The sequence below is a fragment of the Methyloprofundus sedimenti genome, from assembly GCF_002072955.1.
Taxonomy (GTDB): Bacteria; Pseudomonadota; Gammaproteobacteria; order Methylococcales; family Methylomonadaceae; genus Methyloprofundus; species Methyloprofundus sedimenti.
Genome location: NZ_LPUF01000001.1, coordinates 1,372,966 through 1,398,337, shown reverse-complemented (window position 1 = coordinate 1,398,337; position 25,372 = coordinate 1,372,966). Strand labels below are relative to the sequence as shown.

At 40.5% G+C, this 25,372-nt stretch carries 21 protein-coding genes; 8 read left to right on the top strand and 13 right to left on the bottom strand.

Going from position 1 to position 25,372, the window contains the following annotated elements; genetic code table 11:
- Window positions 1-38 precede the first annotated feature (38 nt).
- Entirely contained in the window at window positions 39-317 is a 279-nt protein-coding gene (locus AU255_RS06175) for a PqqD family protein (protein WP_080522058.1), read from the top strand.
- A gap of 681 nt (window positions 318-998) precedes the next feature.
- On the opposite strand, the gene AU255_RS06170 is transcribed toward AU255_RS06175, so the two are convergent.
- The 3 genes from AU255_RS06170 to AU255_RS06160 form a co-directional block, all read right to left on the bottom strand.
- Complete coding sequence (locus AU255_RS06170) at window positions 999-1,805, bottom strand: hypothetical protein (RefSeq protein ID WP_080522057.1); 807 nt, start codon at window positions 1,803-1,805, stop codon at window positions 999-1,001.
- A 104-nt stretch (window positions 1,806-1,909) separates the two neighbouring features.
- Complete coding sequence (locus AU255_RS06165; RefSeq protein WP_198942549.1) at window positions 1,910-2,377, bottom strand: ribonuclease HI; 468 nt, start codon at window positions 2,375-2,377, stop codon at window positions 1,910-1,912.
- A gap of 102 nt (window positions 2,378-2,479) precedes the next feature.
- Complete coding sequence (locus AU255_RS06160) at window positions 2,480-3,085, bottom strand: 3'-5' exonuclease (RefSeq protein WP_198942548.1); 606 nt, start codon at window positions 3,083-3,085, stop codon at window positions 2,480-2,482.
- Between the two features lie 347 nt (window positions 3,086-3,432).
- Here AU255_RS06160 and AU255_RS06155 point away from each other — a divergent pair, with 347 nt between their 5' ends.
- Window positions 3,433-3,828, top strand: a complete 396-nt coding sequence (locus AU255_RS06155; protein ID WP_198942547.1) for an ATP-binding domain-containing protein — start codon at window positions 3,433-3,435, stop codon at window positions 3,826-3,828.
- 294 nt (window positions 3,829-4,122) lie between these two features.
- Here the strand turns inward: AU255_RS06155 and AU255_RS06150 are convergent, their stop codons facing one another.
- A complete protein-coding gene (locus AU255_RS06150) occupies window positions 4,123-6,198 on the bottom strand; it encodes a DNA topoisomerase III (protein ID WP_080522053.1) in 2,076 nt (691 codons plus the stop codon).
- 641 nt (window positions 6,199-6,839) lie between these two features.
- On the opposite strand from AU255_RS06150, the gene AU255_RS06145 reads away from it, so the two are divergent.
- On the top strand, window positions 6,840-7,043 hold the full coding sequence (locus AU255_RS06145) for a hypothetical protein (protein ID WP_080522052.1): 204 nt from the start codon (window positions 6,840-6,842) through the stop codon (window positions 7,041-7,043).
- A gap of 44 nt (window positions 7,044-7,087) precedes the next feature.
- On the opposite strand, the gene AU255_RS06140 is transcribed toward AU255_RS06145, so the two are convergent.
- Together AU255_RS06140 and AU255_RS06135 are read right to left on the bottom strand one after the other, a co-directional pair.
- A complete protein-coding gene (locus tag AU255_RS06140) occupies window positions 7,088-8,821 on the bottom strand; it encodes a bifunctional protein-serine/threonine kinase/phosphatase (RefSeq protein ID WP_080522051.1) in 1,734 nt (577 codons plus the stop codon).
- A 461-nt stretch (window positions 8,822-9,282) separates the two neighbouring features.
- The gene (locus tag AU255_RS06135) at window positions 9,283-10,761 is read right to left on the bottom strand and encodes a NarK family nitrate/nitrite MFS transporter (protein ID WP_080522050.1); all 1,479 of its coding nucleotides are present in this window, start codon (window positions 10,759-10,761) and stop codon (window positions 9,283-9,285) included.
- A 449-nt stretch (window positions 10,762-11,210) separates the two neighbouring features.
- Here AU255_RS06135 and AU255_RS06130 point away from each other — a divergent pair, with 449 nt between their 5' ends.
- Both AU255_RS06130 and AU255_RS06125 read left to right on the top strand, forming a co-directional pair.
- Window positions 11,211-11,792 carry an ANTAR domain-containing response regulator gene (locus tag AU255_RS06130; RefSeq protein ID WP_080522049.1) on the top strand — a complete coding sequence of 194 codons (582 nt, stop codon included), beginning with the start codon at window positions 11,211-11,213 and terminating at the stop codon, window positions 11,790-11,792.
- A gap of 98 nt (window positions 11,793-11,890) precedes the next feature.
- The gene (locus AU255_RS06125) at window positions 11,891-13,651 is read left to right on the top strand and encodes an alpha-amylase family glycosyl hydrolase (protein WP_080522048.1); all 1,761 of its coding nucleotides are present in this window, start codon (window positions 11,891-11,893) and stop codon (window positions 13,649-13,651) included.
- A 443-nt stretch (window positions 13,652-14,094) separates the two neighbouring features.
- Here the strand turns inward: AU255_RS06125 and AU255_RS06120 are convergent, their stop codons facing one another.
- From AU255_RS06120 to AU255_RS06090, 7 genes are all read right to left on the bottom strand, one after another.
- A complete protein-coding gene (locus AU255_RS06120) occupies window positions 14,095-14,715 on the bottom strand; it encodes an EAL domain-containing protein (protein WP_269844799.1) in 621 nt (206 codons plus the stop codon).
- A 658-nt stretch (window positions 14,716-15,373) separates the two neighbouring features.
- A complete protein-coding gene (locus AU255_RS06115; protein ID WP_080522046.1) occupies window positions 15,374-15,892 on the bottom strand; it encodes a lipocalin family protein in 519 nt (172 codons plus the stop codon).
- A gap of 210 nt (window positions 15,893-16,102) precedes the next feature.
- Window positions 16,103-17,314 (bottom strand): glycosyltransferase family protein, encoded by a 1,212-nt coding sequence (locus AU255_RS06110; protein WP_080522045.1) that lies wholly within the window; start codon window positions 17,312-17,314, stop codon window positions 16,103-16,105.
- On the bottom strand, window positions 17,307-18,149 hold the full coding sequence (locus AU255_RS06105) for an HAD-IIB family hydrolase (protein ID WP_143735864.1): 843 nt from the start codon (window positions 18,147-18,149) through the stop codon (window positions 17,307-17,309). The genes AU255_RS06110 and AU255_RS06105 overlap by 8 nt, the downstream gene beginning before the upstream one ends.
- On the bottom strand, window positions 18,121-18,513 hold the full coding sequence (locus AU255_RS06100) for a DUF2721 domain-containing protein (RefSeq protein WP_080522043.1): 393 nt from the start codon (window positions 18,511-18,513) through the stop codon (window positions 18,121-18,123). Before AU255_RS06100 ends, AU255_RS06105 begins: the two co-directional genes overlap by 29 nt.
- A 47-nt stretch (window positions 18,514-18,560) precedes the next feature.
- The gene (locus AU255_RS06095; protein WP_080522042.1) at window positions 18,561-19,721 is read right to left on the bottom strand and encodes an EAL domain-containing protein; all 1,161 of its coding nucleotides are present in this window, start codon (window positions 19,719-19,721) and stop codon (window positions 18,561-18,563) included.
- Window positions 19,722-19,790: 69 nt separating this feature from the next.
- Window positions 19,791-20,768, bottom strand: coding sequence for a PDC sensor domain-containing protein (locus AU255_RS06090; protein ID WP_233144567.1), 978 nt, complete (start codon window positions 20,766-20,768; stop codon window positions 19,791-19,793).
- 758 nt (window positions 20,769-21,526) lie between these two features.
- Here AU255_RS06090 and AU255_RS06085 point away from each other — a divergent pair.
- The 3 genes from AU255_RS06085 (at window position 21,527) to AU255_RS06075 (ending at window position 25,371) form a co-directional block, all read left to right on the top strand.
- Window positions 21,527-22,450: a GAF domain-containing protein gene (locus AU255_RS06085; protein WP_080522041.1), complete on the top strand. Its 924-nt coding sequence runs from the start codon at window positions 21,527-21,529 to the stop codon at window positions 22,448-22,450.
- Between the two features lie 351 nt (window positions 22,451-22,801).
- Window positions 22,802-24,202 (top strand): CmpA/NrtA family ABC transporter substrate-binding protein, encoded by a 1,401-nt coding sequence (locus tag AU255_RS06080; protein WP_080522040.1) that lies wholly within the window; start codon window positions 22,802-22,804, stop codon window positions 24,200-24,202.
- Between the two features lie 149 nt (window positions 24,203-24,351).
- Window positions 24,352-25,371: an ABC transporter permease gene (locus AU255_RS06075; protein ID WP_080522039.1), complete on the top strand. Its 1,020-nt coding sequence runs from the start codon at window positions 24,352-24,354 to the stop codon at window positions 25,369-25,371.
- The last annotated feature ends 1 nt before the right edge of the window (window position 25,372 follow it).

Here is a 25,372-nt window from a genome sequence, read left to right as displayed (position 1 = left end):
CACTAACTATTCTCTTTAAAACAAGGTTTGATTATAGAATGATTGTTTATCCCAAACAGATTGATGGACTAGAGCCATCGCCAGCCGATGACGGTTTTTTGATTTATTTTCAAGATACTGATCGAGTACATTATTTGAACCATATCGCAACGTTGGTTTTATTGTTGTGTGATGGTAAAAACTCTAATGAGGATATTCCTAAATTATTGCAACAACAATATGATTTACCCGAAGCACCTATAGATGATGTCGACGCACTACTCAATCAATTCGTTGATGAGGGATTGATAGTATTGAACGTTACTACTAGCGCCTAATAAGGCTTCTAGGGGCTGTAAGCATAACGTTTTAAGAAAGGTTTTAAAACCAATCCTTCTGCTTAAACTGAAGGAACCAATCAGATAATGTAAACTCTTCTACTCCATTATATTTTTCTAAATCATTACTCATAAACACGCCATTCTATGTGTCATCATTCCTGAGTGGAACCAGTTAATAAGGGGGATGAATTCTTAATTTCAGCCGCCAAGCCTGGACGGGTTAATTTGAATTATAACTTACCCGTTAAATACTTGACTCATTACACGCTCAGCTAATACTGATTTAATGATTTGTACTTAGATGAGCTTAACGTTTCGTGGTTTGTTCAGATTTGTGCTCTAAAATCTGCCGCCTCATGAAGTGTCGCACCCGCCATAACCAAATAATATGATGCTCCCCATCGTCCAGACCAATTCCTTAAATAGCTAAGATAGTCTTTCCCTTATTTTATATTAATAAAATAATCAATCAGAAAAGCTGGTTATTTAAATGATATTCTGTGTCATAAATAATTTATCCTATGTCTCTTATGTCTCTTATGGGTCTTAACCTACCTGTCATTATCCTATTCACGGCTGACTGCTCTTTAAGGAATACCGGTCATTAGTTTTTATCAAGTTTGGCAGTGTCTGTTTGATCAAGTTCCGACTAATACAAATCATCAAGATGCTACCAGCTCATTCATAACCAAGCTCCTTTTCAAGTACCTGAATAGATTCTTTAACATCATCCAGGTAGGCCTTCCAGCTGATTACTTCCTCGCTGCTAATATGTGTAGTATCGAGCCCTCTTAATGTCTCGCCTAATTTACTAGCCTTGCCCATTGCTGATATATGGTGTTTTTTAATGGCTGCGGCTTGCTCGTCAATAGATAGCTCAACGGGTTTAGCCAAAGCCTTTACAGCCTCTTTAATGGTACTTGTTGTGATTGGTTTATCTTCTGCTTTAGCCTCAACTGCCGCTTTATCCAGTACGGCTAATCGCTCTCCTTTCGGGGCCTTTGCTAAGGCGACTAATTGAGGGGTACTAATATCGGATAAATCAGAAGAGCTAAAGACAGGTTTAACGGGTTGATGACTTAAACTATCTGAAGCTTTTTTTTGATTTACTTCCTCTTCTGATTCAGAGTCTGTAAAAGTAATATCAGGTGCATTGTTTTCTGATGTATTGGGGTTTCCAAATGAATCCGGTGTATCAGGAAGTTTTACTGTAGCAGCAACTCCCGTTAATAATTCCTGCTGAACTTCACCGGCCAGGGCAAGCTCATTTAGTCTGGATTTTTTCAAATTAAGCGTGCTTTCTCCCCAGGCATAGTAGGAATCAAACCCCAGAGCGCTGTATGCTTTGGTATCTCGCATTTTATGGCAGGCAATGATTGCCTTATCCTGCCCTGCCTTTAACTGATTCAGGCCCTCTTTTGCTTGCTGCTCTAATTCTTTAGCCCGTTCTACTGAGGGTGCCTGGTTTATTACTTCATTACTCATTCGTGTTTTTTGCCTTATTTGTATCAGAATTGTATAGTTTACTCTCCAGCGTCAAACTTCTGTCAAGGAAGAGGCGCATCTGTAATTTTTTTGGAACAAATAGATTAGCCATTTTCATTTCTTAGCGCATTCCTTGAGGCTCTATCTACCAGTGTAAAAAGCCTATCAATTTCATCTTTGTGCCTGGTCGCTTGATGTCCACGTACTTTTACCAGTTCAACATCAATTTGATCTGTTATTCTGTAAAAATCCTTATACAGCTCGTAATTGTTAAGACGCTTATTATTCTTCGAGTAATAATCACTTTTCTCTAAACGCTCCCGCCTATCGGGTAAGCCTATAATATTTTGCGAGTCCGTATAGACAAGCACATTACGTCCTGTATTCTGGATATCGCTTAACGCCCAGAGTAAAGTTTGTAATTCCAGTTTCGTTGAAGACGTATTTTCAAATCGCTGCACTTTTATGTTTTTGCGCAACGATTCCAGTGCTAAATCTGGATCAGACACAGCGAGGTAAGCTCCATAGCCAATTTTTGATCGGGTATTCACACTTCCATCTGTAAACAACATGAGTTCATCCATAAATAACTAAGCCCTAAGCTAGTTGACAAGGTGTTTGCTGGTCAATATACGGTATCGACTGCAACACCTTATTTGCGGGTGAATCGGCATTCACCAATTCTGCAGAAAGTTGCGTACATGCTTTTTTGGGGTTTTAGCCAGCTTCTGCAGCAAATTAAATGGAATATCATGTATATCATAATGTTGATTTATATTGCCTAGCATTGCCATCCATAGTTTTGTGGTCATTTGGTAGTCATATAATGCTCTATGAAAAACGCCATCGACAGGAATATTTGCATGCTTGATCAAGGTTCCTAACTTATGATTTGGCGCATCTTGATAAATTCTTCGTGACACAAGCATTGAACAGGCGAATTTACCTGAGTATGGTCTTGATATTCTGGCTAACTCTGCATCCAGAAAACGCTTATCAAATGAAGCGTTATGCGCCACAAGGTTATAATCACCCATGAAGTCAGCAAATTCAAGCATTACTTCCTCGCAGGGTGGAGCATCCGCCAGCATTTTATTAGTAATCCCCGTATATCCTTCAATAAAACTGTCAATACGTCGACCAGGGTTCATCAGCGCCTGGAAATGATCTTTTATTTCCCCATTCTCAATACACACCGCGCCTATTTCAATAGCACGGTCTCCCATATCAGGTGAGAGCCCAGTAGTTTCAAAATCCAGAATTATTACAGTATTTGCCATAGACATTTATAGATGTCCCTCATTCCTTTTCAAATTTTCTATTTTGCAGAAGATGCTCACGGATTTTAATCATTGCTGTTTTTTACTGATTATCCCTTATTTAGAATAATGCATGAAATAATAGGCTACAAACTTAAGACGGGACATTCAATAGACTTGTAGGGCGCGGCTTCAGCCCGCCTTTAAATGATCTTTGGCATTGGCGGGCTGAAGCCGCGCCCTACAGTTTTCAATATGTCCCGTGTTAAAATGATAACCAAACAATAGATTGTAAAAGAACAATATCAATCGCACAATGTCAGGTATATTTTTGTATGAAGAATAACAAAGCCTAAACCTCATATTTGGTGTCTTTTTACCCAGATAACCGAGAAGTGCATTATAAGCAAGAAAATATTATGGAGCTCGATCTGGCTTATGCAATTACCATATATAAGTCTCAGGGTAGTGCAGTTAAGGCGGTGATTATTCCTATTCTTACCCAGCATTTCAAGATGCTGTATCGTAATCTGATTTATACGGGATTAACCCGGGCAAAAGATCTGGCGGTTTTTGTGGGCGCTAGAAGAGCCTTATCTATGGCCATACAGCAACAGAATGTTAGTCAGAGACAGACTACTGTAAAACTCTTGATTAAAGGTCAGACCACGCATAGAACCGGCAGTCTGGAAAATGACTACAGCCTATATAATTCTGGCCAATTTTTTTTGCCTCGAATAGCAGTACGCACTTCAAGTGTATGACTGCATTCTGGGCAAGAATCACCTGCCTGGTATTGTTTGGCTGGATAAGAGCCTGTCCGGCACAATAAATTTGAAGCACGCCTTTACCTCAGAAGATCGTCGGAAAATATATGCTGGCAATAATATTAAGGTAACTCGCAAAAATCTCCCTCCCAAAAAAACCTCGTTCCCATGCTCTGCGTGGGAATGCAGTTTGTGACGCTCTGCGTCACGGAACGCAGAGCGTTCCTGTATGAATTCCCACGCAGAGCATGGGAACTAGGCGTTATATTATTATTTTGCGACTTACCTTGATTAAAGGCTAGGCCACGCATAAAACCGGCAGTCTGGAAAATGACTGCAGCCTATATAATTCTGGCCAATTTTCTTGCCTCGGATAGCAGTACGCACTTCAAGTGTATGACTGCATTCTGGACAAGGGTCACCTGCCTGGTATTGTTTGGCTGGATGAGCACTTGCTGGTGTTACGCTGTTAGAAGAAACAGGCGATGATTGATACTTTGTTTGTGGCTTTTTAACCTGCGTAACAATAGCATTGAGCAACAAAATTTGTTGCTGCAAAAAACCATTAATATCCTGCCCCTTGTTATTGGCAATATCATCTAACTGCTGTTCCCATTGCGCGGTTAATACTGGGTCTTTGATCGTGTCAGGGACCGCATCTATCAAATCAAATCCAAGCTGTGTTGCTTTGAGCAATTTCTTTTCTGCAATAATAAATTTACGCTGGAACAGTGTTTGAATAATATTGGCTCGGGTGGCCTGCGTTCCCAATCCCGCTGTTTCTCTCAATATCTTTTTCATGACCTTATCGGTCACCTGAGTACCAATCGTTTCCATGGATTTTATCAATGTGCCTTCGGTATAATGCTTGGGTGGCTGGGTTAATTTATCTAACAGTTTGAGATGATCACAAAGTAGTTGTTCGCCTTTTGTTACCGCTGGAAGTTCCTGCTTATTATCTTCTCCAGCTGGCTTAGAAAAACTCTGTCTGCTCTCTGTTTCAATTGCTTGCTTCCAGCCTTTAACGCGAGCTATACGCCCGCTGGTTTGAAACTGGTCTGTATCAATCGTGACGATGATGGTGCTTTGATCGTATTCAAAATCAGCAAAAAACTGCGCAATATAACGGCGTCGAATTAAATTGTAGATATTCAACTCTTTGACATTGAGACGAGTAATACCAGGTGTCGCCTGCGTGGGAATAATGGCATGGTGAGCCGTGACTTTTTTATCATTCCAGACTCGGGATTTCTGTGCTTTATTAGCCTGTGCAATGAGATCACAAAGACTCGCATCATTTTTACACAGCGCTTGCAATATGGTACTGACATCATTAAATTGACTGAGCGGCAAATATTCACAATCACTTCTAGGGTATGAAGTCAGTTTATGAGTTTCATAAAGAGATTGTGCTAGATTCAGTACTTCCAGAGCTCCATATCCCCAGCGACGCGAAGCCTCTTGCTGCAATCCTGACAAATTATAAAGTAAGGGTGGTGGCTGTTTCTTTCTTGCGGTTGTTGCAGTTGTGACAAGGCCTTGTTGATTTTGACATCGATCAATAACAGACTGTGCAACATGCTTGTCCAGACATCTTTTTTGCTCGTCGCCCTGCCCTGTTGATATTTGTTCTGGAAACTGCCATTTTGTTTCCAGCAATTCACCCGCTATCCCATTATGGGTTTTAAAATAAGCTGAAATTTCATAATAAGGGACTGGTTTGAAATTTGAGATTTCACGACCCCGATTGACTATCAATGCTAATGTAGGCGTTTGCACTCGACCGACTGATCGCACTTGTCGATCATTCACTAACAGCGTAAAAGCCCGGGTGAGATTCATGCCGATTAACCAGTCAGCACGCCCTCTAGCCAAGCCTGAATGATATAAAGGTTCGGTTTCTATACTCGGCCTGATCGCTTTCAGTGCACGTTGCACACTCACTGTATCCAGAGCCGATAACCATAAGCGACGCGTTGCACCGGTATATTTAAAATAATCCAGGACCTCTCGGGCAATCGTTTCCCCTTCACGATCCGCATCGGTTGCAATCACCACACTATGGCTACGTTTTAACAGCTTTTTTAAAACCGTTAATTGTTTGCTCGTCGACTTTTTTGCCGACATTTTCCAGTCCTGAGGCAAAATCGGCAAAGTGTCTAATGACCAGCGCTTATACTTGGGATCGTATTCATCGGGTGGAATCATTTCCAGCAAATGGCCAATACACCAGCTAACAACCACTTTATCGCCCTGAAGATAGCCATCATTACGTTGATTAGCACCCAGAATACGTGCGATATCACGCCCTTGTGAGGGCTTTTCACAAAGGTAAAGTTCAAATGTGTTGTTTGCTCTTTTAACCAAGGTAGAATGATCTCGAAAGTGATCAAGGCTGACTCGCCTTGAGGTGTTTATTTAATCAGTTATTATACCTTTTTTACGAACCCCTTCTGTGATACCAGTGCTTGCTATGATCTGCAAAGAAAAAATATCCAAGGCAATTAATGTTAAAAAGGTTCAGCTAATTTCAGAGGAGCTGTCTAATATCGACAGACTGAAATATGTAAAAATTTACAATGGAAGTATTAAACCTAGAAACCACAGTTGAGCACGAATTTTCTGCAAAATCTGAGTGTGAAAGATAAGGCACGGCTCGCAGGCAATGGCCGTAGCCCTTGGCAAGAGCTATAACGCAGTATTTCGTGCGCAGATTTATCCACAAAACCGTGAAGCAGTGTATAGTTACCCAACAGGTGACAAGCCTTTACGATCATTATATTTTATATTCAATCACTTATAATGTTTTATAGCGGTCAACTGCGGTTCCTCGGTTTAAAGATCCCAGTGATTTCACTTTGTCATAGCGCAGGAGCAATAGATTTTCAGATAGGCTACCTATGCGTAAGTAACTTCCACAGCCAAACAAACTATCAGAGTCATAAGGGCTATAAAGATTTAAAATAGAAATTTATTATCTGAGAACCTTTAAATTTAAAACCGAACCCATGAATCAAACTAACTCCCTTAGCGCCACCTTGATTAGCTCACGTTTAGCGATAGTTGGCATGCATTCCTTTGCACAACTGGGCCTTACTCCCGAAGAAGTCAGGATTTTCTTGACGATCAAAGAACGGTCGGATTGGCCTGTGAGAATGCAGCATTTATTGCCGGATTTTGCAGAACAGGATATTGATGAGGAAGAGCTATAAAAAGCATGCTTATGAATATTAAGATTGCCTTGTAAAACCACCTTTCATTTTAAAACAAAATAAAACAAAACCAGATTTATTAGCAACAATATGCTGCTCAGGACTTTCCAGAAAGTAATCGGGTTACGTTCTATAAGCGGCTTACTCCTCTCTGCCTCTTTTAAAAACAGCGGATTGGGGGTCGACAAATCATAAATAAATTCAGAGACTTCCTCATAGCGCACTTGCGAATAAATAGACGTCGCTTTTTTTAAAGCGCCATCTATCCATATAGGCACCATAGCATTTTTATGAAAACTCGGCACATAAGCGAGTTTTGCCAGGTTAATTTTATTGGGCTTTTCCGGCATATCGACACCAAAAGGCAGAGCGCCATTGATCATTTCATAGCTAATCACGCCTAAAGAATAGAGATCAGATTTTACAGTACCGCGCTGACCCAAATGATATTCAGGCGCTGTATAATTAAGTGTACCTAAGACATTCTCATTTTCTTGATTCTCGAACGGGGTCATTTCAGCAATCCCTGCTATTTTTACTGACCCAAAATCAATAATTTTTACCGTGCCCTGCTTATCAAGCATGATATTCTCCGGCTTTAAATCCTGATGTAACATTTCCATACGATGAAATGCTCGCAAGCCTTTGGCAATCTGTTCAACTATTTGCCTCACTTCTCGTATATAGGGCTTCGGATGATTATCAATCCATTCTCTTAGCGTTATTCCATCAATAAATTCAGTTGCATAATAGATACACGTTTTCACCCTGTCTGTACCCAATACTTTTAATACATTTTCATGGTTAATACGTTTCCCGGCCCATTCTTCATGCAAGAAATGTTCTATATAGAAAGTATCATCTTCATATAAAACAGACGGTGTTTTTAAAATAACCTGTGTGCCTGTTTTTGTGTCTAACGCACGATAAATCTGAGTACGTTTACTGGCATGCAATTCTGCTTGAATTTTATAACCATCTAATACCATGCCCACGTCTAAGGGCGGTGGAAAAGGCAAATTTGCATAGCGGCGCAATACCTCATCTTCTTTAGCAAGCGGTATCTCATCTACCCTAAGCACCTGACAGCTTAGGTTATCATCACTTTTATTATCACTTGCCTGGTGCACAATACGCTGTGCAATGTGCTCTAAATCATCCCCGGATTGTAACAATGACTTAAGCGCTTTTTCGGCAATAAAATCATGCACGCCATCAGTGCTGGTAAAAAACAGATCACCTTGTTCCAGCGGAAACGCCTTGTAGTCGACTTCTAAACGAGGCTCTATTCCCATAGCGCGATTTAAATAATTTTTTTTATCGGAGATCCAGACACGATGATCTCGCGTCATCTGCTCTAAATTACCCTTACGTAGACGGTATATTCTGGAGTCACCTATATGAAAAATATGTGCGGTGTTGGACTTAAGCACCAATATACTTAAGGTACTGACCATTCCTTTAACAGAATCGTAGCGTTGTTGACCCTGGCTATATAGCCAGGAATTGGTAGCGGAAAGAATTTTCTGCCCTGCCTGTTTAACAGACCAGGAATCGGGCGTACTGTAATAATCACTTAAGAAACTGTCTACGCAACAATGGCTAGCCTCATGGCCTGCATCACTGCCACTCATACCATCAGCGATGGCGACGGCAATACCTTTATGTGTGAGTTGCGCACCTGCGGGAATTGTGGCCCCTAAAAAATCTTCATTCCTGGCTTTAATTCCTTTGTCACTCGCTGAAGCTATAGATATTTTAAGTGTTTGTCCGGTCATAATTGCTTTTGTTTATGCTGATCTTCAGCCATCCTGTATTTTTCCAGTTTACATATAGAATGCAAGGTAGGCAGCGTTTTTTTTGCCCGACAAACTAAACAACCACCCACTAAAAGACGGAGGGGTTAGAAAGTTTGACGACTGGAAGTGGTGATACAAAGCCAATAGCCCTGTTGCCTATATTTAGTACTTACTATGTAAGCTTACTACTTAAACTTGAGCAGCCGTAGGATGGGCAAAGGGGCTTTATCCCGTGCCCATCACTAATACCGTAAAAGATGGGCACGAAAAAGCCCTTTGCCTATCCTACAAGTTTCTATTTCTCATAATGACTATGCGAGATAAATCTGTTCGCCTAAAAGGCTAAGGTTCTAACCTTATGAATGCAAAATAAAAATAGCCAAATACGCTAATGATCGGTGGGTAATAAAGGCGCTGCCCACCCTTTGAATTGTACAAACCTAATCCAGTTCAATCATTTCAACCGAACCATCTTCCTGAACTTCAACCATATGGCCTTTAGGTTCTTCAATAAACTGTACTGCGACCAGAACAATCAAAGCACCGCTAGCAATGACTAAAAAGAATATAGATGGAGAAACAAACGAGAGTACCGTTAAAAATAATACGGCCCCCACATTACCATAAGCACCAACCATACCGGCTATCTGTCCCGTCATACGACGTTTAATTAACGGAACCATGGCAAACACAGCACCCTCACCTGCCTGAACAAAGAATGAACAACACATGGTTAAAATAATAACCGCATATATAGGCCAGTCGGGGGTAATTAATGACATGACATAATAGCCGAACGTCAAACCAATAATAAAAATTGATAAGGATAATTTACGCCCAAACTTATCACTGATCCAGCCGCCGCCAGGACGTGCAATTAAATTCATAAATGCAAATCCCGATGCAGAAAGACCCGCTTGCACCAGTGTAATCCCTTGTGATTCATGAAATGTTTCATAAAAGAATATCGGTAGCATTGAGACAATCGCCAATTCCGAACCGAAGGTAATCAAATAAGCTAAATCTAAAATAGCTACTTGCTTAAACTTATATTTATGAATGTCGTCTATGGGTTGGGCAAGGTGATCTTCATTCACATGAACAATTTTATACACGTTATAAATGAATAATAGCCAGATACCGATATAAATTAATAAGGCAGAAAAATCGCTTAATAAACTGACACCTGCAGGCGATAATTTCCAGGTTAATAAAGTCAGCGTTGCATATAAGGGAATGGTCATTAGAATATAGAAAAATAAGTCCCTTATACTGGTGACTTCCATTGCACCTGCTTTTTTCGGTTTAAAATAGGTAGATCCTTTCGGTGTGTCGCTAACACTGAAAAAATAAATAAGCGAATAAACCAAAGCAATCAAACCGGTAGTGGCAATCGCATAACGCCAGCCATCAGGTCCACCAAATACCAGTGCCAAAGTGGGTAAGGTCATCGCTGCTGCAGATGAACCAAAGTTCCCCCAACCACCATAGATACCTTCGGCAATGCCAACTTGTTTAGCAGGGAACCACTCGCCTACCATGCGTATGCCAATCACAAACCCTGCGCCTACAAAACCCGATAAAAATCGTGCTAATGCGAGTTGCTCAAAGCTATTTGCAAAAGCAAACATAAAGGTAGGCAAACTACCCAAAGCCAATAAAATAGAATACGTCCGCTTAGGACCAAATTTATCAACTAAAATCCCAATAATTATTCTTGCAGGAATAGTCAGAGCGACATTTAAAATCAGGATAGTCTTGATTTCAGCTTTGCTCATACCTAATGAATCTGCAATCACCAGCATTAAGGGCGCATGACTAAACCAGACGACAAATGAGATAAAAAATGCAATCCAGGTCGTATGCAGAATCTTCATCCTGCCCGAAAATGAAAAAAAGTTTAATGCTTGTGCGCTCATAATCAAATCCAAAATAGTAATATTGACTATAGCAATAGCACAACACATGCCATAAAGTTATCATATTGATTTATATGATTTTTTTTTGCATTTTCCTTTTAAATATTCAAATTTACAATTTTGGACAACGATGTGCAGCCAAACGACCACTTTCAGTGCGTTACTTAAAATTTAAAAGCACTAAAACAGTGCATTGCCAATCGCTCCTGCGCTTTGCATCACGAGAAGATGAGCTTTCCGTACGCATTTCCACGTTGACCATGGGAATGAGATCTTCCAAAATGTAGTTTTAACAGCGTAGTAATCCTCGAAGATTGCAGCTAACTTGCAGTTTTTATGCTGTTCACTAATTATCAATAGATATATATAATGGCATATTTTATGCTTTTCATTATTATTACGAATAAACTTGCAATGACACTTTTTGAATAAACAACCTAGCCATAATAATGAGCCCTTACAAAATTTTAGTTATTGAGTATCTTTCTAAAAGTAAAGAACTTGAAACGATGCTAAATAAACTAGATTTTCAGGCCATTACCCTGTTTTCTGAATCACTTGATATCAATAAAATTTCTAATGAAATAATGCCTGAAGTCATAGTATTCAACAGTGAAAAAGTCACTGATAAGATGATCCAGTTTATTAAAGAACTGAATCTGGTTTATGCTCGCCCCACTATTCTTTTTTCAGAAGACTCTGATAGCAAGTCGGTAAATAAAGTAATACAAGCCGGAATCAGCGCCTACATCGTTAACGGATTGGAAAGCAAGCGTATCAAAAACATTATTGACATTGCTGCAGCACGCTTTAAAGAACAGCAACAACTGAAAGCTGAACTGGAAAAAACCAGGGATAAACTGGAAGAGCGAAAACTGGTTGATCGCGCCAAGGGAATTTTAATTAAAACACGCGGATTTTCAGAAGACGAGGCATACCACACAATTCGCAAATTAGCGATGGATAGAAATATCGCATTAGCAGAAATGGCAAAAAATGTTATTGCAATGTCTGAATTACTTGAACTCTAAATTTGCTGCTAACACCAGCAAATGACCAGATATAGCTGAAGATATACCTTATACCTATTTTCTAACGACTGAGTGCCCAATGATCAGGAATATAATTCATGTCTAAAATAAAATCAGAGCAAAACGAATTGCCCCACTGGTTTACCCAGAAGGCAGAATCTCGCTTACACTTACTCTATGGTGAACATCTGGTTGAACAGTTAATGGAACGCCTGATCAGCCGTTTGAAAATTGAACAAGCCAAAAATCCTGAAACACACACTGGAAATCTCTGGAGTGAGAAGGATATTATCCTTATTACTTATGGCGATAGTATTCAACAGGCGAATGAAAGGCCATTGCAAACTCTGTATGAGTTTCTCTCCCTGCATTTAAGAGGCAGCATTAATAGCGTACATATACTGCCCTACTTTCCGTATAGCTCAGACGACGGGTTTTCAGTTATTGATTATAAAACCGTAAATCCGGCTCTTGGAGACTGGTCCGATATAGAGCGCATTGATAAGGACTTTTGCTTAATGACTGATCTGGTCATTAATCATGTGTCCCGCGACAATCTCTGGTTTATTCAATACCTGAGCAAGCAACAACCTGGCAGTGATTACTTTATCGAGAAACCTGAAGAGACTGATACCTCAATGGTAGTACGTCCGCGAAGCACGCCTGTATTAATGCCTGTGCGCACCCTCGACGGTGTAAAGCATGTCTGGGCAACATTCGGCGAAGACCAGATCGATGTCAACTTTGCCAATCCTGATGTATTATTTGAATTTATTGATATTTTATTATTGTATATTTCTAAAGGTTCACGCTTTATACGCCTTGACGCAGTAGCCTTTTTATGGAAAAAATCAGGGACTCGCTGTATCAATTTACGTGAAACGCATGAAGTGGTGAAACTACTCCGAGATATTGTCGATGTGATTGCGCCAGGAACGATACTGATTACCGAAACCAATGTGCCTAATGGTGAAAACATTAGTTATTTCGGTAACAGTGATGAAGCGCATATGGTCTATCAATTTACCCTGCCACCTTTATTACTGCATGCACTGCATCATGGTAACAGCCATTATTTAAGCAAGTGGACCAAAGACACCCCACGCTCGCCCAAAAACTGTACCTACCTGAATTTTCTGGCATCTCATGACGGTATCGGTTTGCGACCTGCTGAAGGGATTTTGCCACAACAAGAAGTACAAACATTAGTCGATGCCATGCATGAATATAATGGCTATGTCAGTATGCGTACCGACCAGTTCGGCAAGGAATCACCCTACGAAATTAATATCGCGCTGTTTGATGCACTCAAAGGCACCAATCAAGGCCTTGATAACTATCAGGCATCAAGATTTATCTGTGCGCATGCCATTATGATAGCGCTGCAAGGTATTCCGGCATTGTATATTCACAGCCTGACAGCAACAATGAATGATCATCATGGCGTAGAACAATCGGGTCGTACCCGTTCAATTAACCGTCGTAAATGGCAATATGATGAATTACTCGAGTTACTAAACAATCCCGAGCTCCCGCACGCAGACATTTTTCATGAATTAAAACGGCTATTAAATATACGTAGCAAGCAAGCTGCATTTCATCCTAATGCAGATCAGGAAACACTTTCATTAAATGATAAAGTATTTGCATTTTGGCGGACTAGCCTCGACCAGCATCAGCGCATTCTGGTTATCAGTAATATCAGTAACGAGACACAAACAATACCTCTACCCGCTCATCCCACGATTGCAGACTCCGGTGTCTGGCGGGATTTAATTGAGCGTACTGCTCTAAGTAAAAGTACTCAAGAGATCAAATTATACCCTTACCAATGTACATGGCTGGAGGCACTGGATTAATACGGTAGTTGCAATACGCTGGTAACGTAGAACCTGGGTAGTAACATAAGTTATATGGCACCAGTCTGTTTAATATCATTAGATAGGCCGTTATCGACCCATAGCTGCCGTTGAATTTTCTCAGTAAAGAGGCTGTAAATTATTTTCTGTAAACGGCTACGACCCCTTTTTGTTCCTATCCAGATTGTACAAAAAAAAACAGACCCCAATATTTTGGGTCAGGGGTCAGAGGTCAGATTAAAATTAAGTATCGAAGAAATAATAACCAAATGTTTTCACTCCAAAAGGTTTAACGACCAAGCTGTGCGGTGCAAACGAAGCGTAGCGTAGTTTTCATCCGAACGAGCGCCTTGTTTTATGACTGTACAAAGTATAAAGGGCTCTGAGCCATTATCCGCAAATCAGCTATGCCGTTTTGTGTGCTTTAATAATCAATGGTTAAATTAAATGGATCTTGTCCTTTTATAATAAACAAAAAAATCTTCCGCAGGGATTGGACGCGAGAAGTAGAAACCTTGTGCCGCCTGTATGTTCGCCGACCGAAGTGCAATTAACTGCTGTTCCGTCTCAACACCTTCGGCTATTACCACCAGCTGCGACGATCCTAACAACGCTGTAATACCTCCGAGCCATTCCGGAGAGGGGCATTGCGGGCTGATCTGGTTCGCCAAGGATTTATCGAGTTTAGTTATGTCAAAATTGCACCGTGCCAGTATTGCAAGATTGGTCCCGCCAACGAGAGCAACATCGTCTAAAGCGACCCGGACGCCCAGCCTCCAGGCGTTGTTGATCGACTCGAGTCCAAGTAAGTCTGGCACTCCCCGCTCAGTGACCTCCATAATGATTTGAGAGGCCAGCTCGAATAAACCGGACTTTTTTGCCACATGCTCCAAACCGCCGCGACCCAATATTTCTGGCGGTACATTGAAGCTGATGTGGGCCTCTGGGTTGGCACGTAACCAGTCTATTATTTCGTCCGCCAACGTTTCGATCACCCAGTATGTGAGCAGACCGGAAAGCGGGGTGTTCTCCATCACTGGGATAAAGTCATCGGGCTGAACGATACATGCCTCCCGGCCTCCACCGGATGAGTGCTTCCGCGCCTATACAACGGCCGTCAGACAGGGAAATAGTAGGCAGGTACTCCAGTAAAAACTCCCCCTTGTCCATGCTGCCCGCTCGCATATCATCAATACTTATCATACGATGCTCACGCTGAAAATGGTGGCTGGCGCTGGTTTACTATTGATAGTGTTTTCATCTGCTTCTCCCTGCTAAATAGAACGTTTCAACAAGTTATATTGTCTCGGTCTGGCTATTTTACACTCTAGCGCTATTTCTACGTCATTGAAAATACTTAAGGCTTGTAACTCTTAACGAGGTAATATGTATTTTATGCAAGATAACCAGATATAGATAACATTCAATGTTTGAATTTCCAAACAAGTTGTTATTCTTAAGCAAAGTTTATCTACTAAAAATAATCTTTAAATATATAAACTCTAGCTGTTTTTTGAATGACCGTAGTTGGCTGACAAGCTCCCATCCAGATTCGTAGTTTTAAGCTAATTATAGGGCTATGCTCAATGATCGGTAACCGGCCCACTGCCGTCAGTCAAAAGTAACAGGAATAACCTAGAGCTAACCGGCGTGGGCCGGAAAGCTGAAAAATAAAGTAGTATTTTAACTGCATTCCGGTTGAGCGTATGTGAGTCCCTATGTCTACCACTGTTGAGGAACTCGCTTAATATTCTCTACAGAATAGCCCATCTCAGAGACCCGCTTAATTATCATATTCAATGTTTCATCATTCATTTTCCAATCTGCTGACATGATCCATATCCACTCTTGTCCTGGAACACCAATGACAGTCCATGAATAATCCTCTGCCAAGTCAATAACGAGGTAATTAAACTTCAAAGGCCAAAAGGGACTTACCTTCCAGTGCGCATTCGTTTGAGTATTTTCAATCCATCCTTTTTGAGGAATAGATTTTTTCTTTCCCTCAAAAGAGTCTTTAATCAGAGTGAAATCAATATCAATTCGATCTTCTTGATTGTTCCAAGTGTATACCTCAACAGCGTTGTATGCACCTGACTCCATAAAAGTTAATCGACCTGCGATCACATACCATTTTTTCATGAAGCGATTTATATCGACATAATCAACTGTTTTTGAAAATTCTGTAGTTGCACAACTCGTACTCATAACAGCGGCCAAGATCATCAAGATAACTTTCACAAAATTCCCCTACAAACTAACAACAATTTGCATTATATCTCATCAATATGAGAACATTTTTAACGATTTGGCAGAAAGGCCGGACTAATCTGCCGGGAGTAGATTAGCATTTACCTGAAAGGGGATGTGCGGGGGATGCACAACATGAATCCAGACAGATGGATGTAAATAATGCCGTCCATGGCACTCTATCCGGATATAGTCCCTGCTCTACGCATTATCCTCTTCAACTGCATCCTGCAACCGATCCAGAATATCCGGTATGGCGCTGACTACTCGATTCCAGCTGGGAATAAAAGGCGTTTCACTTGGTCGTTCCAGAAAAGTATCACCCGCTCGAATAATATTCTGAGAAAATAATTCCACAGTTTTTTCTTCCTGATGCCGGTCAAATGTTAAGCCATTAAAACAGGCATCATTATAATAGGCTTCAACTGTATCCAGTGCTTCACGATAATATGTCGCCTTCACTGTTCTAAAAACCTCCTTACTTAAAACCACACCCTCGGTTGCCAGCTTGCGAAAAATTGATTTGGCAATATCAATACTCATCTTGGATAGTCCGGCATCTACATATTCAGGGGATAATTCCTGATGCTTATGATCATAGGCATCGGCTATTTCTACCTGACAAATATGTTTGCGTGATTGATTGCGATACATTTCGGATAACACACCGATTTCCAGCCCCCAATCACTGGGAATCCGAATTTCCTTGATAGTATCCATGCGTGTAGCAAATTCACCCGACAGTGCATAGCGAAAACTATCCAGATAATCCAGATAATCCATTGGGCCTAATATTTTTTTAAGCGTTCTTAGCAAAGGAGTCACTAGCAAACGGCAAACGCGGCCATTTATTTTGGCGTCTGCCATGCGATAATAATAGCCTTTGCAGAATTCAAAATTAAATGCCGGATTAGCAACCGGGTAAAACAGACTCGCTAACATACCCCGGTTATAGGTCAGGATATCGCAATCATGTATTGCTATCGCCTCAGAACGTCCTGAAGCAATTGCATATCCATAGCAGTACCAGACATTACGCCCCTTACCCAACTCTTTGGGCGCTATGCCTTTTTCTATCAATTGCACATTCAGTTTGCGTAATCTAGGTCCTTCATTCCATAAGATTCTATGCCGTTGCGGTAAGGCACTAAAAAATTCCCGGGCATAAGCAAATTCATTAGCATTGGCATTATCAAGCCCAATAATGATTTCATTCAAATAAGGAACCTGACTGATCTCTTTAATAATTGATTCCAGTGCCGGCCCTTCTAGTTCTGAGAATAAGGAAGGTAACACTAGGCCCATTGGCCTTTGCTCAGCAAATGATTGTAGTTCGGCTTCCATATCAGTTACCCGATCTTTATTCAATTTATGCAACGTAGTAATCGTACCATTCTGAAAAAAATCACTCATTCCTTTCTCCTAAAATTGTATTAGTAATTAATTGAGTCATTGCCTCCTGCCATCCTAGCGGGGCAGGATGTTGCGTATAAATAACCCGCTGTGAACGTTTATTCAATTGCAGATGCTTACCATCTAATTGACTGATAACCACTGCATAATCAGCGAGATCCAACATTCTGGAATCATTCATACTATCACCCAAAGCAATAGTATGAACATGGTGTAGCCTAAACTTATTTATCATCCAGGCCATCGCCTGGCTTTTGTCATTTTGTCCTATCACATGCTGAAAACGTCCACCCTTAATTAATTGTAAGCCCTGCTTTTGCAAAGCCTGTTTAAACAGGTTTAAATTTTCCTGAGTATCCAGCCATTTCACCGGCTCACTGGCTAATCGCTGCTTTGCCTGCTGCGCCTGAATTTCAGTCAACCCCGTTTCAAGCATTAAGGCCTGCACACTGTAATCAGAAAATCCTTTAAATAAAAATCCATATTGTTCACGTAGGCTATTGATGACTTTCAAAATGTCTTCAAGAGGTGAACCTAAAATGATCTGCTGCATGTTATTGTCATAGCCTGATAAATTGCCCTGAGGCAAAAAAACAGCAGCGCCATTTTCTACAGCAAATGCCCAGTGATTATCCAGTTCTCTACGTATGTCTTTTATTTCTGCATAGGTTTTGCTGGAGTTGATAATCAAAGGAATTTGCAATTGCCTGATTTTTTCTAATGCCGGCAATGCCTGAGTAAAACTGTAATCATCATGATCCAGTAAAGTTCCATCCAGATCAGTAAAGATCATCCAGCTATTCAATTCATTCTCCTTCAATTTTCTGTAGTTCAATATTCAATGCCTGGGTTGAAATCAATAATTCCCACATGGACACCAATAAAGAAAAAACAATCAAGATCATCCCCGTTAAAAAACAGTAGTTGGCGATTTTTTGTAAACCGAAAAAAATCAGGCCCATGGTGAGCACACAACTAATAATACCCATCACTGCCAACAGCTGCATAATAATTATCAGGCGAATGCGCTTTCTTAAGCTTTCAACCTGTTTCTTTGCATAAAAACTTTGTGTTTTATTATATAAGCCATGCAACTCTCGGGTTCTTTTCGAAATAGCTAAATAGCGGTTTGCATAAGCTAGAAATAAGACCGAAATAGCTGGAAACAGTAATGCCGGCGTGGTAATACTTATTTGCATATATGTTCCGACGGGTATTGTATTTACTAATAAGGGGTCGATGTAATTTACCTCAATTTCATATCGATCATTAACATTCTCTCACTGTCCAGATACAAAGATAAAGTCTGGCACAAAACGCCACTTTCATAATCCCGGTAACTGTCAGAAATCACTACTTGATTATTTATGCCACAATTATTCAGAGCAATTGTTTCATAGCAATAGGACCGCCACGACCAATTGTGGCCTATTTTTTTTGCATCGCTGTACCAGTGCTTGTTCTTGAAGTTAAAGTCTGGGGAAATTTGCTCACCACTGCAATTGCATAAATAAAACTTAAGCACGCCAAGATCCTCAAAACCCCAGCTGGATAATTCATTCAAATTAAAATCATCCTGCAAAGCCTCTTTTAATTTGTAGGCTAAACATTCAACTTTATTGAATCTATCAAGTTTTTTCTGTTCATCCGCCAGATTTCTTATCAAGAACTTATTTCTCAAGGATGAGATATGTTGTTGATAATAATCGGGAGATTTAAACTCCAGCTCTGCAGCTGAGAACAAACGGCCTTGCATATATTGCGCTCCGCAACTCAGACCAAAGAAAAATTCATGCATGCTCTCGACGCCTTCGCAAATAATTTGATAGCCCTGACGCTTACCAAAGCGAGTCAGCAGTTGCACGGCCTCACTAGCAGCCCCTCCTTTTGCCGCCTGCTTGAATAAACGCATATCAATTTTGATAATATCAGGATTAAGCGCAATGACTCGATCCAGCTGTGAATAGCCCGAACCGTAATGATCCACTGCTACTCTCAAGCCCTGTCGGCGATATAATTTAACTGCCTCTTTCAATTTAGCTATTTCAGCCGCGCCATCAGTAATCTCTATAATCACCCGGCTTCTATCTATCTTTAATTTCTCCAGCATCTCAATCGTAGGCAATTGTTTGACATTATTTAGACAATCAATGTTCGTCGCCGATATATTAAGTGTTAAGTAACTGGTTTTATCCTCCAATGCTGAGAATTTTTGCAACGCCAGCCAACGTACCTGTCGGTCAAGCTCCCTCGCCTGCTCCTCTGAAGCTGTGCTTTGTACTGCAATTGCTGCTTCAGAAACAAGCGGCGGCTGATTATCAATGTGTCTTGCTATTACTTCATAACCGACAATTCTCCCGCTTGCGACGCTGATGATAGGTTGAAAATATGGAAAAACTGTTTGCATTTGTCTGTGTAAAATCCTGTGTATAGATTAATTATTATTTTGTATCTTTATTCTGCTAATAAAAATCAATTATCCACTTCTGTCGCCTGTATTTACTTTATTGCGCCCCTTAACCAACATGACTTCCGCCTTACTACCGAGATAGATATAAACTCCCAGCGCCAGTAGTAGCATGGCCGATGCCAACATTACCCAGACTGCATCCAGCATATGCTCGCCATCATGTAAGGCAGATTTAAAAATCATTAATAATGCTTCAATTGAGACTGCAATAATAATCGCTGCAACAAAACGGGTAATCGTTCGCCGAGTTGAACTATGGCGCAATATATCCTTATATAAGAGTACCTCTTCTTCCAGAGTGGTCTTGGCTAAATCAAAAATGGCCAGTGCCAGGGTTAAATAAATTACTACACCAAATGGCATAACAATCTCACCGGGTTGATATATTAAAATATGTAGCACTTGCATACATTCCCTCAGTGCCGCATACAATAAAATCAGTGAAACAGCAAATAGGCCGAGAACAATCAACGAGTACATTGCTTTAAAATAGGGCTCAAAATGTTTACGCTTACTATCCCCGGTTAAAAAGGACAAGATTGCCGACAAATCAATATCCAGGACGATAAAACCGAGAAGCTGTCCACTGTTATCACACACTTTAATACTGGTTGAAAGGCATAGCTCCCTTTTGATACTGGATAAATATGGCTCTGTGACAGCAACCGAATCAGACTTCATTGCTAATAAATAATAAGGACGTTTACTTCTATCTAAACCACGCCCGATTTTGGGCTGATTTTTAAAATTCATCCCCGGAACATTCATACTTATTTGCTTGCCAGATTCATCCAGTAGGTACAACAGGCTAATAAAAGGATAATAGCTACATAAAGAATTAAGCATCTCTTTTAAGTCTTTTTGATTTAGTTCAAACACTTTTTCATCGGAGAAACAGGTCAAAATAGAAGATAGCATGCTATGAATTTCATTATGGTGCTCATCATACTTTTCAATAACACTGATATGACTCATTTTGGACATATTATTTTTTCCTTATATAAATAGTCATATATTATCAAGCAGGTTTTATACCACTTTAAAATCTAGCCTGACCCTAAAAGTAAAATATCCTAAGCGCGGGCAAATGGATAATCAATCACTTAGCGACAGAGGATTCGCCTACTACACACCGTAATCACCATAATAGCGCATATGCCAACACATACGCACCATCTCAATGCGCGTAACTCAACATGGTAAATATTATTTATTGCACAAAACCAGAATGGTATACATATCCTATTGAAATATAGATAAATTACTCAATAAATAAAAGATTTCAAGCAGCTTGGCACGACAAATGCCAATTATTTTTGTATTGTTTTATCACCGGTATAATGTATGCATATAACAGCATCTTGATGCCTCAAATAAGCGTTATAAAATAATACTTGATTACGTACAAGGCTCAACCATTATGAAAAAAGCCTTAATATCAGTTTTTTATAAAAAACCGACTTCGTCATTCCTGAAGTCTTTTATCGGGAATCTATTGCTTAGGCCTATAGATTCCTGCTAACAACATGCAGGAATGACGAGCGAGCTTGAATATGGCTGAGGGTTATGGGTAATCAGGAAATAATATGCAGCCATCAGACTAGAATATAGCAGCCCACTTAGCTAGAATTCCATTGAGTAACAAAGCCTATATTCTGTATAAAGTCAGCAAGACTGGAAATGACTATTAATGCTTTCTATAGTTGTATATCGAGCATAGAACCATAAACAAAATTAACTTGATGAAAACATTTATTAAAATTACTGAAATCTGGATTCCTAATAAACAACGCACTCATCTTGAATTAGCCGATGGTATTTATGGAAAGTTCAAGGAATTTGGCGAAATCAGTGCGCGCAAACAATTTGCCTATCAACAGGGCCTCCCTGGCAATGTCTGGGCAGCAGGACATCCTATTATTATTACCGAATTAGAAAGCCCATATTATGAACGAACAGAGGCCGCGCAAAAAGCGGGACTAACCTGCGCAATAGGTATGCCAGTCATGGCAGGCGAGTTTTTAATGGCTGTCATTGTGTTTCTATGCGGAGGGGATGAAAATCATATGGGCGCAATCGAAGTCTGGGCCAACACTCCTGAGCACAATAATGAGCTCAATGTCATAGATGGGTACTACGGAACCTTAGACTATTTTGAAAAAATTTCCCGTAAAACCACATTGCTAAAAGGCAGTGGCTTACCCGGCATTGTCTGGGAAAAAGAGTGCCCTATTATCATGGAAGATATAGGCAACAGCCCTGTGTTTATTAGAAGCAGGGATGCCAAAAAGGCAGAAATCACCAAAGGCATCGGCATACCCGTTGCCATCCATCAGGAGCAAGTCTACATCATGACTTTCTTATCAGCCAAATCCACCCCCATAGCCAAGCGTATGCAAATATGGTTACCAGATAAAGAACATAAAAAATTACTCTGCCAGACGGCTTACGGAAAAGAAAATAACGCCTTGGCCAGTATCTTTGAAAGTAAAACCATCGCTAAAGGCGAAGGTTCAGTTGGTCGAGCCTGGCTTACCGGGGTTCCCGTTATTGGTAAAAGCAATATCAATGGTGCAACATCCGACCCGGCAGCCATTAGCTCTTTGCTTGCAGTGCCTGTGATTGATAAAGGTGCACTCACAGCTGTCGTCACTTTTCTTTTTTAAAATATGCTCCACGCTCTCTTTTTTGTGCGCAAGTACGAAATAAAGCCCTGTTTTAGTGCAATATGATCTCGTTAAAACAACTGCCACCAGCTTGTCTAATTGAAATATAACAACATAAACAACTGAATTAAAACGATTTTTTAAGTAATATATTTTTACCCTTACATTTTGGCATGCCAAATGCATAGACATAAACATATAACTCCAACGGCGGGGTTTAAATAAGGGCTCAAAGCTGAGCCAACCAGACAAAGGCGTCTTCAATCGGAATGCATTTCCCCCCCCAGTTATGCATTCAGTTTGTAGACGCTTTTTTTTTGTAAAAAATTATTGTTCTCACCGAGGATATCCATGAAAGAAACGACTATGTTTACTTTAAGAAAATTAACCTCAGCACTATCAGTTGCTTTGACAGCAACAACTCTGACAATTTGTTCTGCTGCTAATGCAGTTGAAAACCTTGAAAAAGAAGACCTTAAATTTGGTTTTATTAAATTAACCGATATGGCACCTTTAGCCATTGCCTACGAAAAGGGTTACTTCGAAGATGAAGGCTTATTTGTCCAGGTAGAAGCACAAGCCAACTGGAAAGTATTATTAGACCGCGTTATTAACGGCGAACTTGATGGTGCACACATGCTCGCTGGTCAGCCGCTGGGAGCGACCATTGGTTTTGGAACTAAAGCCGATATTATCACGGCTTTCAGCATGGATTTAAACGGCAATGCAATTACCGTTTCCAATAACATCTGGGCTCAAATGAAAGCTCATGTCCCTATGGAAGCTAGTAAACCGATCCATCCTATTAAAGCCAGTTCATTAAAGCCAGTCGTCGAAAAATATAAAAGTGAAGGTAAGCCGTTTAATATGGGCATGGTATTCCCTGTATCTACACATAATTACGAATTACGCTACTGGCTAGCGGCTGGCGGTCTTAACCCTGGTTATTATGCACCACCACAAGATACCAGCGGAAAAATTGATGCAGATGTCCTGTTGTCAGTTACGCCTCCACCACAAATGCCTGCAACGATGGAAGCAGATACTATTTATGGATATTGTGTAGGTGAGCCATGGAATCAACAAGCTGTATTTAAGGGGATCGGTGTTCCCGTTATTACCGATTATGAAATCTGGAAAGATAATCCTGAAAAAGTTTTTGGTGTCAGTAAAGCCTGGGCAGATAAAAATCCAAATACTCACCTTGCTGTTATTAAAGCGCTTATTCGTGCGGCAATCTGGCTCGATGCGGACAATAACAAAAACCGTCCGGAAGCAGTCAAGATCTTATCTGAAAGTAAATATGTAGGCGCTGACTACGATGTTATCGCGAATAGCATGACCGGTACTTTTGAGTATGAAAAAGGCGACAAACGCCCGATGCCTGATTTTAATACATTCTTTAGAAACAAAGCGACTTACCCGTATTACAGCGACGCCATCTGGTATTTGACACAAATGCGTCGCTGGGGACAAATCAACGAACCTAAATCAGATGCCTGGTTTATGGAAATTGCGAAAAAAGTTTACCGTCCAGACATCTATATGAAAGCAGCTAAAGAATTGATTGCTGAGGGCAAAGCCAATGCAATTGATTTCCCGCTTGATAACGAATCAGGCTTCAAACCACCACAAAAAGACTTTATCGATAATATTATCTACGATGGCTCACACCCTAATGCCTATTTATCCAAATTCTCGATTGGTCTAAAAGGTAATCAAAAAGTTGTGGGTGGAAAAATCATAGACTAACTTGAGCCAAGCCTTCCTTCCCCCTATGTAGGATAGTTGTAAGCTACTTTTAATAAGGAAGTTTTTTGATACAAGGATGTATCTCTCTTGTTAAAAAAATATAAAGACAATCGATTATTTATGCAATGCCGCAAAACAGGTATCCAACAATGACCAATCAACTGATCAAATTCTTTAATATAACGGGACTTACGTGGTTTGTACCTTTCGTTAAAATAGCTGCCGGCGAAAACCCGACACAGCAAGTCAAGCAACTCTGGTTAATCATGGGCGTGCCCATTATAGCCTTTATCATATTCCTCGGATTGTGGAGTGCCTCCGCAACGCAAATTCATACCAGCTTAGGAACAATCCCTGGCCCCTCCGCTGTTTGGCATGAAGTAGGCGGTTTAGTAGCTGATCATAAGGAAGAACGCCTAAAAGAAGTCGCTTTTCACCAGCGCCAGGAAGCCCGCAATGCAAAGAAGTTAGCCAAAAACCCTGACGCTGAAATAAAAAAGCGTCCTTATACAGGAAAAGCAACTTACTGGGATCAGATTATTACCAGCTTATATACTGTATTTGCCGGTTTTTTTATTGCCACTATTATTGCTGTACCCGTCGGTATTATTTGCGGCATGAGTCCACTGTTTAATACTGCTATTAACCCTTTAATACAGATTTTTAAACCGGTTTCCCCGCTAGCCTGGCTGCCTATTGTTACCTTGATTGTCAGTGCGCTTTACGTCACCACCGATGATTCCTGGTTTGAAAAATCATTTTTAACCTCGGCAATCACTGTGACCTTATGCTCTTTATGGCCAACTTTAATTAATACTGCGGTCGGTGTTGCTTCCATTGATAAGGATCTGGTTAACGTTGGTAAAGTGTTACGCCTTAACTGGTACACACAAATCAGAAAAATCATTTTGCCTTCTGCCCTGCCCTATATTTTCACTGGTATGCGCTTGTCATTAGGTGTGGGCTGGATGGTTTTAATTGCAGCCGAAATGCTGGCGCAAAACCCGGGCTTAGGTAAATTCGTCTGGGATGAATTTCAGAATGGCAGCTCGCATTCCCTGGGTAGAATTATGGTGGCTGTGTTCACCATCGGTATTATCGGTTTTATTCTGGACCGCATTATGCAGTCTTTACAAAATATCTTTTCTTTTGATGGTAACAATCTCTAAT

Excerpts from the sequence above, each read along its gene's own strand:
- AU255_RS06160 (WP_198942548.1), bottom strand. The coding sequence starts at position 3,085 with ATGGCAAATACTGTAATAATTCTGGATTTTGAAACTACTGGGCTCTCA.
- AU255_RS06090 (WP_233144567.1), bottom strand. The coding sequence starts at position 20,768 with ATGTCCAAAATGAGTCATATCAGTGTTATTGAAAAGTATGATGAGCAC.
- AU255_RS06110 (WP_080522045.1), bottom strand. The coding sequence starts at position 17,314 with ATGAGTGATTTTTTTCAGAATGGTACGATTACTACGTTGCATAAATTG.
- AU255_RS06145 (WP_080522052.1), top strand. The coding sequence starts at position 6,840 with ATGAATCAAACTAACTCCCTTAGCGCCACCTTGATTAGCTCACGTTTA.
- AU255_RS06095 (WP_080522042.1), bottom strand. The coding sequence starts at position 19,721 with ATGCAAACAGTTTTTCCATATTTTCAACCTATCATCAGCGTCGCAAGC.
- AU255_RS06130 (WP_080522049.1), top strand. The coding sequence starts at position 11,211 with ATGAGCCCTTACAAAATTTTAGTTATTGAGTATCTTTCTAAAAGTAAA.
- AU255_RS06100 (WP_080522043.1), bottom strand. The coding sequence starts at position 18,513 with ATGCAAATAAGTATTACCACGCCGGCATTACTGTTTCCAGCTATTTCG.
- AU255_RS06075 (WP_080522039.1), top strand. The coding sequence starts at position 24,352 with ATGACCAATCAACTGATCAAATTCTTTAATATAACGGGACTTACGTGG.
- AU255_RS06135 (WP_080522050.1), bottom strand. The coding sequence starts at position 10,761 with ATGAGCGCACAAGCATTAAACTTTTTTTCATTTTCGGGCAGGATGAAG.
- AU255_RS06170 (WP_080522057.1), bottom strand. The coding sequence starts at position 1,805 with ATGAGTAATGAAGTAATAAACCAGGCACCCTCAGTAGAACGGGCTAAA.
- AU255_RS06175 (WP_080522058.1), top strand. The coding sequence starts at position 39 with ATGATTGTTTATCCCAAACAGATTGATGGACTAGAGCCATCGCCAGCC.
- AU255_RS06085 (WP_080522041.1), top strand. The coding sequence starts at position 21,527 with ATGAAAACATTTATTAAAATTACTGAAATCTGGATTCCTAATAAACAA.
- AU255_RS06080 (WP_080522040.1), top strand. The coding sequence starts at position 22,802 with ATGAAAGAAACGACTATGTTTACTTTAAGAAAATTAACCTCAGCACTA.
- AU255_RS06140 (WP_080522051.1), bottom strand. The coding sequence starts at position 8,821 with ATGACCGGACAAACACTTAAAATATCTATAGCTTCAGCGAGTGACAAA.
- AU255_RS06125 (WP_080522048.1), top strand. The coding sequence starts at position 11,891 with ATGTCTAAAATAAAATCAGAGCAAAACGAATTGCCCCACTGGTTTACC.
- AU255_RS06165 (WP_198942549.1), bottom strand. The coding sequence starts at position 2,377 with ATGTTGTTTACAGATGGAAGTGTGAATACCCGATCAAAAATTGGCTAT.